This window comes from Kangiella profundi (assembly GCF_002838765.1).
Taxonomy (GTDB): Bacteria; Pseudomonadota; Gammaproteobacteria; order Enterobacterales; family Kangiellaceae; genus Kangiella; species Kangiella profundi.
Window position 1 is genome coordinate 998,610 of the sequence record NZ_CP025120.1, and the last position, 13,123, is coordinate 1,011,732.

The following is a 13,123-nucleotide window of genomic DNA, read 5'->3' on the forward strand; positions in this document are numbered from 1 at the left end:
GTTGATAACACATAGTGCTGCACTGAACAGGGTGCAGCCTATGCTGAAACCACTCTCTGAAACTTCGTTATCTTACTATCTTTAGTTTGGAACCGGTGTAACAGCTCGGATGATGAGGTATGCTCACTATATAAATATCGGACTAACTCTTGCTGTGAAATATGCGGAGCAAATAGCTCAATAAAGTCCTTCATATATTGTTTTAAGAACAGGTTCTTATTAAACGCAAGCCAAGTAGTGCACTTAGGTAACATGTCTCGTGTCGAATAGCTGATTAAGTCCTTATCATGATCTGGGTCGTAGGCCATGCTGGCTATTATCCCAACACCGAATCCTTTCCGAACATAGGTCTTTATTATGTCAGCGTCACGAGCTGTGAAAACGATATTTGGCTCTAGTTTTTGTTCTTTACAAGCACGCAATAGACTGGAAGAAGCCTTGTCACTGAAGTTATAGGTCACAAGCGGATATTGAACCAGATCCTCAAGGGATATTTTTCTCAGGTCACCAAGTGCATGGTCCTGAGGGAACAATATTGTTCTATCCCACTGGTAACAAGGAATCTGAACAATATCTGGCCCAAGTTCAACGCTGCCTGACGCTATTACAAAGTCAATTTCCTGTTTGTTGAGCTGTTCAATGATTTGCTCTGTTGTTCCCTGATGTAGATCAATTTTCAAACCAGGGTATTCTTTATGGAAAGTTGAGAATGTACGTGGCAAAACGTACTGAGCTTGAGTCTGAGTAGTGCCAATCGAAAAACAGCCAGTGTCTTCCTGACTAATTTCACTTGATAGACGCTTTATATTATTAATTTCTTGCATAACCTTTCTAGCACGAGCCAATATTTCTTTACCAACCTGTGTTATTCCTACTAGCTGTTTACCATTACGCTCAAATATTTTTGTTTGTAATTCATCCTCAAGCAGGCGTAGTTGTTTACTGATTCCGGGTTGAGAAGTAAATATTTTCTGAGCTGCGCTGGTTATGCTCAGGTTATTATCTGCAATAGCGATTAAATATTTTAGCTGTTGTAGTTTCATTATAGACGTCTAAATGTTTAAATGGCTGAGAAAGTTAACACGGATTATGCTCAAAGGCAATATCTTATATATCCTTCAGATATATTGTGCAAATTTATTTTGCTTCTTTATAACCGCAGGTTATTAGAGGATAATGAAAAACAATTAGCTTACAAACCTTAATATGCTTAGATTTGTAGCATCTTTTTTTATCTAAGTGGTAAAGTTATTTTTTAATAGTAGAGCTTAACTTTCAGTTTTTATTGAGATAAATAACTGAAGGTTATTTGTATAGAGGTTTTATTCATGATTCACAACTCCATTCTGGATACGATTGGTAATACACCGATCATTCGAATTAATAGTCTGGCTCCGAAACATGTCAGCATGTATGTAAAAGCAGAGTTTTTTAATCCATTAGCATCCGTCAAGGATCGCCTGGCTTTTGCGATTATCAATGACGCCGAGCAGAAGGGGTTGTTAAAGCCTGGGCAGACAGTAGTGGAGGCTACATCTGGCAACACTGGTATTGCATTAGCCATGGTATGTGCTGCTAAGGGTTATCCATTTGTCGCTGTAATGACGGAAACCTTCTCAATTGAGCGGCGAAAGATCATGAGAGCACTGGGCGCCAAGGTTGTTCTGACACCAGCAGCTGAGCGTGGAACTGGTATGGTCCGTGTGGCAAAAGAACTGGCTGATAAAAATGGTTGGTTCCTAGCTCGTCAGTTTGAGAATGAAGCTAATCCTGCTTACCATCGAAATACCACAGCTCCAGAAATACTCAAGGACTTTGCGGGCAAAAGACTGGATTACTTTGTAAGTGGATATGGAACTGGTGGCACTATTACTGGAGTTGGGGAAGTTCTTAAAGTTGCACGGCCAGAAACTAAGATTATCGCCACTGAACCTGCAGGAGCTTCCTTGTTAGCTGGTAAAGAATGGCAACCTCATAAAATTCAGGGCTGGACGCCTGATTTTATCGCGGATGTGATGAACCAGGATATCTATGACCGCCTCATCCCTATTGATGATGTCCTGGCCCGTGACTCAGCCTTATCCTTGGCACAAAAAGAGGGAATCTTTTGTGGTATCTCCGCAGGTGCAACCTTTGCGGCTGCGCTTGAGGTTGCGAAGGATGCAGAGGATGGGGCCACCATATTGGCAATGTTGCCAGATACAGGAGAGCGCTACATGAGTACTTTCTTGTTCGAAGGAATCAATGAAGGTAGTGATGATGAGATTTTGAATTAATAAAAAAAGCAGGAACAATTCCTGCTTTCATTTATTGTGATTACGAAACTATTACTTCTTAACTTTCTTGCCTTGAGCTTCCATGTCTAAAACGTAATCATCACGATCTTTTCTTAAGTCTTCATCGGTTGGCAGTGGCTGTCCGGTATAGGCATGCAAAAATGCCTCACACAGTAACTCGCTATTGGTTGCATGTCGTAGATTGTTGACCTGACGTCTGGTTCTTTCATCGGTCAATATCTTAAGTACCGAGAAGGGTATCGATACTGTTATTTTTTTTACTTTATCTTTTTTTTCGCCGTGTTCTACGTATGGATTGATAAAGTTTCCGTCCCAATCTTTAGCCATATATACCTCGTGTCTTATTCGATGTAGTTATTATACATTCTTTTCAGCCCTCTAAACATCTTGACTTTCATTCTACTAAAAGAATATATTGGCCATATAGACGTCTAAACGTCTTTATTTTTCTGGCATGCTCCATACCAGGTTTATGCCTTTAAGAGGTAAATGATGACCAATCAAGCAGTAGAACAAAAAAACATAACTTCTGAGGAAAGGTGGAATCCTTTATCCAATAGTTTAGAGGCAGGTGCCGGTTTTATAGAAGCCGGCACTGTCTCTATAGAACATTTAGATTTATTGCATGGCGGAAATCTGAGTGACATTTCGGTTCATTACAACCGTTATGGCGCAAACGATAGGCCAGCATTGGTTGTGCTTGGTGGGATTTCATCTTCCCGTGATATCCACGAGTGGTGGGCTGACTTATTTGGTCATCGAAAGCCATTGGATTTAGAGCAGTTCCAAGTTATTGGAGTGGATTACATTGTCAATAATGATCAGCAGCGCCCTAGCTTAATTTCAAGTTTCGATCAGGCCAGAGTCATCAGTGAAGTTTTGGCAAATCTAGATATAAAGCACTTAGAGGCTATTATCGGTAGTTCTTATGGCGGAATGGTAGCACTGGCTTTTGCGCATCTCTTTCCACAAAAACTCCACAAGCTGGTTTGTATCGCAGCGGCTCATACTAATACACAAACCTCGATAGCACAGCGCCAGATTCAGCAGCAAATTCTCCAACTTGGGGTCAGCTCTGGAAAATCTCAAGAAGCAGTTTCGATTGCTCGCCAATTAGGCTTTATCAGTTACCGCAGTCAGCAAGAGCTAGAGAGTCGCTTCAATTCAAACAGGATCATTGAACAGCAAAATTTCAGCAATGAATTAATCAATTATCTGAAGTATCAGGGCGATAAGTTTGCCGCTAAGTTTGATATTGAACGTTATCGATGTTTATCCCAATCCATAGATTTACACAAAGTCGATCCCAAAGGGGTCGTAACCGATGCTTTGTTTATTGGAATCGATAGTGACCAGTTAGTGCCTGCTGATCTAATCAAAGAGACTGCAAATTTATGTAGCGGCCAATCTCAATTCAAAAAAATAAATTCATACTTCGGTCACGATGGTTTTCTTCTGGAAGCCTCGCAGCTAACCGAGAGTATCACTCCATTTCTGAGGAACAAACGATGACACACACCAATCAAACAATCTCCGTCCGTTCAGGAATTGAAACGGATCAACAGTTTGGGGCGGTTACTCCGCCCTTATACTTATCCTCAAATTATACCTTTGCTGATCTAGAACAACCAAGACGCTATGACTACAGCCGCTCAGGTAATCCAACCCGCGATACTTTAGCTGAAACCTTAGCCGAGCTTGAGTCTGGTGCCGGTGGAATTGTTACTTCAAGCGGCATGTCAGCGGTGTATCTGGTTACCCACCTGCTAAATAAAGGCGATCTGATCATTGCGCCACACGACTGTTATGGGGGCACCTATCGTCTGCTCAATAGTCTCGCAAAAAAAGGTTTGTTTGAAGTTCAGTTTGTCGATCAGGGTTGTGAAGAGAGTTTCAAATCGGCTTTAAAAAGAAAACCAAAATTACTTTGGATTGAAACGCCCAGTAACCCTTTACTAAGAGTGGTAGATATTAACAAGCTCTGCCAACTGGCCGGTAATGATGTGATTAAAGTTGTCGATAACACATTTTTATCGCCGGTTTTGCAACAGCCACTGAAACTTGGAGCAGATGTGGTTGTTCATTCGACAACGAAATATATCAATGGACACAGTGATGTGGTGGGCGGTGCAGTTATTGCCAAAGAGCAGGAGCTTTATGAGCAACTTGCATGGTGGGCAAATTGTATTGGGATTACAGGATCGCCCTTTGATAGCTTTATCACCAGCCGAGGATTGCGTACTCTTTCTGTTCGAATTCGTCAGCACCAGGAAAATACCCACAAAGTAGTTGAGTTTTTGCAACAACAGTCGCTTGTTAAACACATCTGCTATCCCGGTCTGAAATCTCATCCAACTCACACAATCGCCGCTCAGCAGCAAAGTGGCTTTGGTGCCATGTTGTCTTTTGAACTGGATCTTGAGCGCGCCAATTTAAGAACCTTTGTTAACAGCTTGAAACTTTTCTCTCTTGCTGAGTCTTTGGGAGGTGTTGAAAGTTTGATTTGTCATCCTGCAACCATGACTCATGCAGCAATGGATGAGAAGGCTCGTCAAACCGCCGGTATCAGCAGTAGCTTATTACGGCTTTCGGTTGGCATAGAAGAAGCCACTGACCTGATTAAAGATTTAGCGAGTGCATTTAAACGATCTCAAATTAAAGTGTTAAAGGGTGAGCAACATGGCTGAGAAGGTTCAGATAAAGGCAGAAACCTATAGCGAAGATATTTCTCTATCTAGAAATTATAAAAATTTAGGCATTAATGTGCATAAATTTGGCGGTTCCAGTTTGGCTACCAGTAAACAATTAGAGAAAGTCTGCGACATTATTGTAAATCAAACCAGGCCAGGAGATATTATTGTCGTTTCTGCCAATGGAGATGTGACGGATCGACTCATCAGTGTCGCACATGGCCGGCATCACTCGATACCAGAGCTGGTAGAATACTTTAAGCAACTAGCTTCAGAGTTACCCATTGATAGTGATAGTTTTTTAAAGCAACTCAGCAAAGATTTCGAAGTAATAAAGGAACTGTCTCAGCAGATTCCTGTTCCAACCGATAGCATTTTAGCTTTTGGTGAAAAGTGGTCAGCCCGACTAATTAGCGAATTACTGTTAGGTTATCAATGCAATGCGCAGGCTGTTGATGCCAGTCATTATCTCAAGCTAACGTCACTTCATGAATACAATCAATTTGATGAGCAATTTGCCGAAGTTAATTTTTCCAGTCTGTATGAATCATTTCTTGATCATTTAGATTGTAACAACACTCGGTTTGTATTTACCGGTTTTATAGCCAGCGATAACAACGGTAGGCTCATCACTTTAGGACGGAACGGTAGCGACTATAGCGCGACTGCGATTGCACAACTGGTGCAGGCCAATTCTGTTACCATTTGGACCGACGTGGATGGTATTTTTACTGCCGATCCGAATATTGTGAGCAACGCACAAAGAGTTGAACACTTGTCTTTATGTGAGGCGCAGGCAATCTCAGAGCTGGGTGCTAATGTTCTACACCAAAAAACAGTCACCCCACTTTTGACCTACAAAACCAGCGCCTCAATAAAAAGCTCATTCCTAAATTCTTCCGTCGGCACAGAAATAACACAGCATCCAACCAGTTTTGGACAGGTTAAAACGATAGCGGCTAAACAGGCACTGGTACGTATCGTTATCAATAATATTAATGAGCTCAGTGCGAGAACTGTTCAGCAGAAAATACTGCTGAATCAGACTGCCAGTTATGCCAGTAATTTTGATCGGACTTTAGATAGGTTGACATTTTATGTGGCTGAATCTGATCGCTTTAATTGCATTTCTATCATACAGGCGGCTCAGTTCTATCCTATCGTTGAAAAAAACAACCTTTCACTGATTAGTTTGGTAGGCCAGGGTATTCGCCAGAATCATAAAGTAATCAGCAAATTCATTGAGCGACTTGAGCGATATTCTATAGAAGAGATTCACTATCCCGCTAATGCTCATACTTTATGCGTTTTGATAGAGGATGAGCAGGCTATTACTTTATTGCATGACTTGCACGACACCTTTTTTGAACGAGAACCTTCGATACCTATTGTTGTGCTGGGTTATGGCAATATTGGTAAACAGTTTTTACGGATCTTAAAGGATAACAAGTCTGAAATTGAATCATCGCTTAATCAGTCATTGTCTTTATTGGCAGTAGCCAATAGCCGACACTACGTATTGTCCAAGAATTGTTTAACTCGTCATGAAGATACCATCGAATTACTTGAAGATGATAATAATACTGAGAGTAGATCTTGTGATAATAAGCCCCTCATAGAGAGCAATCTTAATAATCAACTCTTAAAGGCCTTAAATAGTTATTCAAATAAAGAACTGGTTGTTATTGATCTTACTGCCAGTGAAGAAATTGCAAACCTCTATACAGAGTTTGCCAATAGTGGTTGGCATATTATATCTGCCAATAAAATTGCAGCATCGGATCATAAGCTAGCCAGTCATATTGAGCGAATTCAATCGCAAAAAAATCGTAAGTGGTTTAAAAACACTACAGCTGGTGCAGGTATTCCTATCCAGTCAAGCATCAAGAAACTAAAGGAAGCGGGCGATACGATACTCAGTATTTCTGGAATCTTTTCAGGTTCGCTGTCTTGGTTGTTTGGGCAGTTTGACGGTCAAAAAGCCTTTTCTGAGTTACTCCTTGAGGCCAAGAATAATGCCTTTACTGAGCCAGATCCCCGCGAAGACTTATCGGGTAATGATGTTATTCGCAAAATTCGAATCTTAGCAAGAGAGGCGGGCTTCCTTAATGCAAGAGAGAGTTTTGAACCAGCTTTATCTGATTCCTTACTTCAGGGTGACTTGCCCCAATTTTGGGATAACTTAACCGCAGTTGATAAGTACTATGCTGAACTGTATCAGCAGGCAAAATCCCAAGGTGGATTGCTTCGTTACATTGCGACGTTAACTAAACAGGAGCTGACCCTGAAGTTAGAAGTTATCCAACCGGAACATCCTTTCGCAAATCTCAACCCTTGTGACAATGTGTTTGCTATCCGCAGTGAATGGTACAAGGACAATCCTCTTATTCTACAAGGTCCCGGGGCTGGCCGTGAAGTTACTGCTGCGGGCGTTCTTAATGACCTTTGTGATTTACTAAGGAGTGTTGCATGAATCGAGCAGAACGTTTGTATTCACATGTTCAGGAACTGGAAAGGATCAATAATGATTTTGCCAGCCTTTCTGGCAACGTTAATATTTCTTTTGAATTTTTCCCACCACGTAGTGAGGATATGAATCAGGTTTTGTGGCAGAGCATAAAGAAGCTTGAGCCACTACAGCCAGATTTTGTCTCTGTAACTTATGGTGCTGGTGCCAGTACTCGTGAACGTACTCATGATGTCATTGAAAAGATTTATACTGAAACCAGTTTGAATGCAGTGCCTCACTTAACCTGTATTGACGCTTCTGAGGCAGAAATTGAGCAAGTTACTCACCGCTATTGGGAAATTGGCGTTCGTCATATTGTTGCTTTACGTGGTGATAAACCTGATGACTCTGATAAACATAATGGTGACTTTACCTATGCCACCGATTTGATTAAGAAACTCAAAAGTCTGTATGACTTTGATATCAGTGTTGCCGCCTATCCCGAAGTGCATCCAGAAGCAGAGTCAGCTCAATCAGATTTTGAAAACCTTAAGCGAAAGGTGGATGCTGGTGCCAATCGAGCGATAACCCAGTTCTTTTTTAATGCAGAACATTTCCTAAGACTTAGGGATAAGTGTGTTCGTGATAATGTTGAAGTGGAATTAATCCCCGGTATTTTGCCAGTTACCAATTTTTTACAGTTATTGAAGTTTGCTCGTTTTACTCAGGTCGAGATTCCTGGATGGATGCATAAGCTGTATCAGGGGCTTGACCAGGATCCTATTACCCGGCAATTGATTGCGTCTCATATTGCCATCGAGCAGGTAAAACTACTGGCCAAGGAGGGTATTAAGAACTTTCATTTTTATACCCTAAACCGTGCAGATCTGACCTACGCGATTTGTCACAGCTTAGGCAGAAGGGATTGTTTTGCAGCAGCGAGTTAAGATGCTGGCGACAAGCACCAGCATCTAAGTCGACTTAGTTTTGAATGGAGCGTGCGCGCCAGAGGTAATACACCAGAGGTAAAACGACCAGTGTTAATATTAAGGCACTTAACATTCCTCCTACCATAGGTGTCGCAATTCCACTCATCAGTTCTGCTCCGGTACCTCCACCAAGTAGAATCGGCAATAGACCTAATATGATTGAAGCGGCTGTCATCATAATTGGGCGAACTCTCAATGAGGCTCCCTCAATAATGGCCTGTCTTAGTTGATCTTTATCCACGCTCGTTGCATTGGAACGGGTTAGCTCTTGATAGGACTGGTTGAGATAGACCAACATAATGACCCCAATCTCGACTGCCACACCAGCCAACGCGATAAAGCCAACCCAGACCGCCACGGAAAAGTTTAATCCCATTAGGTAAGTCAGCCAGAGGCTGCCGACTATGGCCAGCGGTAGGGTGCCCATGATAATAATCACTTCCATTAAGTTTCTGAAACTTAAGTAAAGCAATACCATGATTATGGCTAAAGTTAGTGGTAAGACATAACTAAGTTTTTTCTCTGCTCTGAGCATGTACTCATACTGACCTGCCCAGTTCAATGAGTAGCCAGCAGGCAGTTGCAGTTGCTCATTCACCGCCTGTTGTGCCTGGCTTACGTAGTGGCCGATATCGATATTCTCGATATCAACAAACACGGTACCATTGATACGGGCATTTTCGCTTTTGATGGCGGGTGGCCCATCCAGGATTTGGATGGTAGCGACATCACCTAAAGCAATTCTTTGTCCGGCAGGAGTCACTATCGGTAATAAAGCCAATTGCTCCGGAGAATCTCGATACTCCTGAGGATAACGAATATTGACAGGATAGCGCTCAAGTCCTTCTACCGTCTGAGTAATATTCATGCCCCCAACCGCTGTTGAAATGACCTGTTGAATATTTTTGATATTCAAGCCATAACGGGCGGCTTTTTCACGATGAATATCAATGTCCAGATAACGACCCCCAGCAACACGTTCAGAGTAGACTGACGCAGTTCCGGGAACCTTCTGCAGTATTTGTTCAAGTTGCTTACCAATATTTTCAATAACACTGAGATCGGGGCCTGAAACTTTAATACCGACAGGGGTTTTAATACCCGTTGCGAGCATGTCGATTCGAGTTTTGATGGGCATAACCCAGGCATTTGATAGCCCCGGAATTTTTACCAAGCGTTCTAGCTCTTGCTTGATACTGCTGGTGGTTACTCCCTTTCGCCATTGCTCTTTCGGTTTCAACTGGATAAAAGTTTCTATCATGGTTAGTGGAGCAGGATCGGTCGCTGTATCAGCGCGACCAATTTTACCGAACACGGTTTTGACTTCGGGTACCGACATGATTAACTTATCGGTTTGCTGCAAAATTTCACGCGCCTCACCAATAGAAAGACCAGGGTAAGTGGTTGGCATATACATCAAGTCGCCTTCATCAAGTTCTGGCATAAACTCGCTACCGATTTTGGTCGCGGGCCATAAACCAATAACCATCAATAAGGCAATCACACCTAAGGTTGCTTTGGGGAATTTCAAAATCTTGGTCAGCACCGGCTTATACAGCTTAATTAAACCTCTATTGATAGGGTTTTTGTTCTCTGGTTTTATTTTACCGCGAACGAAGTATCCCATCAGAACAGGCACCAAAGTTATCGCCAGTGCAGCTGATGCAGCCATGGCATAAGTTTTGGTGAAGGCAAGAGGGGAGAACATGCGTCCTTCCTGAGCTTCAAGAGTAAAGACAGGAATAAAGCTGGCAGTGATGATCAACAGGCTGAAGAATAATGCAGGCCCCACTTCAGTCGCTGACTGGCTAACAACTTCCCAACGCTGCTTGCTGGTTAACGGCTGCTCATCTGTCCGGGCTCGTTCAAGATGTTTATGCATATTTTCAATCATCACAATGGCACCATCGACCATGGTTCCAATGGCGATAGCAATGCCACCAAGCGACATAATATTGGCGTTCAGTCCCTGCCAGTGCATGATAATAAATGCGGTCAGAATGCCAACGGGCAAACTGATGACAGCTACCAGTGAGGAGCGCACATGGAACAGGAATACCATGCAAACCAGGGCAACAATTAATAACTCTTCAATCAGCTTCTGCCACAAATTATCAACTGCGCGTTCAATCAGACCACTACGATCATATACTGTGATCAGCTCAACACCTTGAGGTAGGCTTGATTGGAGTTGGGTGAGTTTATCTTTAACGGAATTAATGGTTTGTTGAGCATTCTCCCCAAAACGCATAACAATAATACCGCCAACGGTTTCGCCTTGCCCATTGAGCTCAGCGATTCCACGACGCATCTGTGGGCCAACAGAAATATCGGCCACGTCTTTTAACAGTAGGGGAGTACCCTGATCATTGACTCCAAGTGGGATCAGTCCAATATCTTCCTGATTTTTCAGATAACCACTTGCCCTGACCATATATTCCGCCTCAGCCATTTCAATAACTGAAGCACCGACTTCCTGGTTGCTTTGTTGAATCGCTCTCTGGATTAAATCTAGTGGAATTGAATAAGCGCGAAGTTTTTCTGGATCAACTTTGACCTGATACTGTTTAACCATGCCGCCAACGGTTGCGACTTCTGAAACACCTTCTACGGTTTGTAGTTCATATTTTAGGAACCAGTCCTGCAGACTGCGCAATTGGCTGATATCAGTTTGTCCCGTCTTGTCGACCAAGGCATACAGATAAACCCAGCCGACGCCTGTAGCATCAGGACCTAACTGGGGTTTTGCTGTTTCAGGCAGACTGGGAGCAACCTGGCTTAAGTATTCCAGTACTCTTGATCGTGCCCAATATAGATCGGTGTCTTCATCGAAAATGACATAAACGTAAGAGTCACCAAAGAATGAAAATCCGCGTACCGTTTGTGCTCCAGGTACCGATAGCATGGCAGTGGTTAACGGGTAAGTTACCTGATCCTCAACAACCTGTGGGGCTTGTCCTGGATAACTGGTTTTGATAATGACCTGTACATCAGACAAGTCAGGTATCGCATCTACCGGTGTTTTCTTGAGGGAATAAACTCCGACACCAACAAGGATTAGTGTCGCCAGCAAGACGAAGAAACGGTTGTGGATTGACCAGCGAATAATGGAAGCGATCATTCCTTATCCTCCTCGTCACTTTTATCATGTTCCATAGTCGAATGGTCCATAGTCGAATGGTCCATAGTCGAGTGGTCCATAGTCGAGTGGTCCATTTCTTGGTTCTGTTGCTTGTCACTCTGAGCGGGAATGTGTATCTGAGTGATCAAGAAGCTGCCATCAGGAAGCTTGCTTATTTCAATGTGAACCGTCATACCTGACTTTAGTTTCGACAAATCAAGATCTTCCTGAGTATTCAGATCCATGGTCATAGCCGGCCATTTCCATTGGTCAACAGGACCGTGGCTTACATTCAACATGTTGTGATGTGACATGACACTGTTAATCGTTGCTTCAACCCATGCGGACTCGCTTTCATCATCTTGACTCAAACGCTTAAAGTCCGAGCTTTTACTCGATTCAGAGTCAATCAGGAACTGTGCTGAAGTAACCACACGATCATTTTCTTGGAGGCCTTTGACGACTTCAAAGAACTCATCACCCGCAGCCCCTAACTGAACTTCAATGGATTTGAATTTTCCATCACCTAAATCCAATACCACACGATCCTGCTTCTGAGTACGAATCACAGCCTCTTTAGGCACCAGTAGTTGATTCTGTTCAGCGTTGGCATGAATAACAATTTGGCTAAACATGTTAGGTTTGAGTTGATGGTCAGGATTGTCAAATCGAATACGAACGCGCAGGGTGCGGTTGGTACTATCAAGTGATGGGTAAATATAATCGACCAGACCTTGCCATGAACGACCATTAAAATAATCCAGAGTCATAGTAACCGGAAGCCCAACACTGATAAGGTTCGCCTGTCTTTCAAAAACTTCCGCTTCAACCCATACCTGATCCAAGGTGCCAATTGACATCATGGTTGTGCCTGGTTGTACGTAAAATCCTTCACGAATGCTGAGTTGATCGATGACGCCATCTTGTGGCGAATAAAAGGTGACGGTTTGCTTTACCTGACGATTCTTGCCAAGTTCCTGAATTAATGATTCAGGCAGTTGCAATGCGCGCAACCGATTACGCGCAGCTTGAATCAATTCACGACTGTTACGCTTCAATGCTAAAACATATTCTTCCTGTGCATTGACCAACTGAGGTGAATAAAGCTCGTACAACGGCTGGTCTTTTTTTACCGGATTACCGGATGCCTTTACGAATAGCTTTTCGACCCAGCCTTCAACTCTTGGATGGATATGAATTAGCTGGTCTTGATTAAACTGCACATAGCCGACGGTCTTGATGGCATTGTTGAGCGTGCCATATTTGACGGTATCGGTGCGAACAGCAATATTATTTTCCACTGCTGCAGAGATGGTCACTGTGCCAGGAGAGTCTGCATTCTGACCTTCCTCATAAACGGGGACCAAATCCATTCCCATCGGTGATTTACCGGGTTTATCTCGGCGATAATTCGGATCCATAGGAGCAACCCAATAAAGCGGCTCCTTTGGGCCTGCATTGTCACCCGTTGAGGAACCTGAATCACCAAGCCATGAGGAAAGTGATACACCCAAAATAGCACCAACAATTGCGGCACTAATGATTGTAGTCAAAGTTGATTTTTTCATAGTGTCACC

At 42.9% G+C, this 13,123-nt stretch carries 9 protein-coding genes; 5 read left to right on the top strand and 4 right to left on the bottom strand.

Annotation, left to right across the window (positions count from 1 at the left end; all coding sequences use genetic code 11):
* Nucleotides 1–38: 38 nt before the first annotated feature.
* Entirely contained in the window at nt 39–1,043 is a 1,005-nt protein-coding gene (locus tag CW740_RS04775; protein ID WP_106646466.1) for a LysR substrate-binding domain-containing protein, read from the bottom strand.
* A gap of 285 nt (nt 1,044–1,328) precedes the next feature.
* Here CW740_RS04775 and cysK point away from each other — a divergent pair, with 285 nt between their 5' ends.
* Nucleotides 1,329–2,276: a cysteine synthase A gene (cysK, locus tag CW740_RS04780; protein WP_106646467.1), complete on the top strand. Its 948-nt coding sequence runs from the start codon at nt 1,329–1,331 to the stop codon at nt 2,274–2,276.
* Nucleotides 2,277–2,327: 51 nt separating this feature from the next.
* Here the strand turns inward: cysK and metJ are convergent, their stop codons facing one another.
* The gene (metJ, locus tag CW740_RS04785) at nt 2,328–2,624 is read right to left on the bottom strand and encodes a met regulon transcriptional regulator MetJ (protein ID WP_106646468.1); all 297 of its coding nucleotides are present in this window, start codon (nt 2,622–2,624) and stop codon (nt 2,328–2,330) included.
* A 162-nt stretch (nt 2,625–2,786) separates the two neighbouring features.
* On the opposite strand from metJ, the gene metX reads away from it, so the two are divergent.
* Genes metX through metF form a run of 4 tightly spaced genes read left to right on the top strand, consistent with a single transcriptional unit; the run spans nt 2,787 to nt 8,383 of the window.
* Nucleotides 2,787–3,809: a homoserine O-succinyltransferase MetX gene (gene metX, locus CW740_RS04790; RefSeq protein ID WP_227523898.1), complete on the top strand. Its 1,023-nt coding sequence runs from the start codon at nt 2,787–2,789 to the stop codon at nt 3,807–3,809.
* Nucleotides 3,806–4,984, top strand: a complete 1,179-nt coding sequence (gene metB, locus CW740_RS04795) for a cystathionine gamma-synthase (RefSeq protein WP_106646470.1) — start codon at nt 3,806–3,808, stop codon at nt 4,982–4,984. Before metX ends, metB begins: the two co-directional genes overlap by 4 nt.
* Nucleotides 4,977–7,460, top strand: coding sequence for a bifunctional aspartate kinase/homoserine dehydrogenase II (metL, locus tag CW740_RS04800; RefSeq protein ID WP_106646471.1), 2,484 nt, complete (start codon nt 4,977–4,979; stop codon nt 7,458–7,460). The genes metB and metL overlap by 8 nt, the downstream gene beginning before the upstream one ends.
* Nucleotides 7,457–8,383 carry a methylenetetrahydrofolate reductase gene (gene metF / locus CW740_RS04805; protein ID WP_106646472.1) on the top strand — a complete coding sequence of 309 codons (927 nt, stop codon included), beginning with the start codon at nt 7,457–7,459 and terminating at the stop codon, nt 8,381–8,383. The genes metL and metF overlap by 4 nt, the downstream gene beginning before the upstream one ends.
* A gap of 34 nt (nt 8,384–8,417) precedes the next feature.
* Here the strand turns inward: metF and CW740_RS04810 are convergent, their stop codons facing one another.
* Both CW740_RS04810 and CW740_RS04815 read right to left on the bottom strand, forming a co-directional pair.
* The gene (locus CW740_RS04810; protein WP_106646473.1) at nt 8,418–11,546 is read right to left on the bottom strand and encodes an efflux RND transporter permease subunit; all 3,129 of its coding nucleotides are present in this window, start codon (nt 11,544–11,546) and stop codon (nt 8,418–8,420) included.
* On the bottom strand, nt 11,543–13,114 hold the full coding sequence (locus CW740_RS04815; RefSeq protein WP_106646474.1) for an efflux RND transporter periplasmic adaptor subunit: 1,572 nt from the start codon (nt 13,112–13,114) through the stop codon (nt 11,543–11,545). Before CW740_RS04815 ends, CW740_RS04810 begins: the two co-directional genes overlap by 4 nt.
* Nucleotides 13,115–13,123: the final 9 nt, after the last annotated feature.

Excerpts from the sequence above, each read along its gene's own strand:
- CW740_RS04775 (WP_106646466.1), bottom strand. The coding sequence starts at position 1,043 with ATGAAACTACAACAGCTAAAATATTTAATCGCTATTGCAGATAATAAC.
- cysK (WP_106646467.1), top strand. The coding sequence starts at position 1,329 with ATGATTCACAACTCCATTCTGGATACGATTGGTAATACACCGATCATT.
- metJ (WP_106646468.1), bottom strand. The coding sequence starts at position 2,624 with ATGGCTAAAGATTGGGACGGAAACTTTATCAATCCATACGTAGAACAC.
- metX (WP_227523898.1), top strand. The coding sequence starts at position 2,787 with ATGATGACCAATCAAGCAGTAGAACAAAAAAACATAACTTCTGAGGAA.
- metB (WP_106646470.1), top strand. The coding sequence starts at position 3,806 with ATGACACACACCAATCAAACAATCTCCGTCCGTTCAGGAATTGAAACG.
- metL (WP_106646471.1), top strand. The coding sequence starts at position 4,977 with ATGGCTGAGAAGGTTCAGATAAAGGCAGAAACCTATAGCGAAGATATT.
- metF (WP_106646472.1), top strand. The coding sequence starts at position 7,457 with ATGAATCGAGCAGAACGTTTGTATTCACATGTTCAGGAACTGGAAAGG.
- CW740_RS04810 (WP_106646473.1), bottom strand. The coding sequence starts at position 11,546 with ATGATCGCTTCCATTATTCGCTGGTCAATCCACAACCGTTTCTTCGTC.
- CW740_RS04815 (WP_106646474.1), bottom strand. The coding sequence starts at position 13,114 with ATGAAAAAATCAACTTTGACTACAATCATTAGTGCCGCAATTGTTGGT.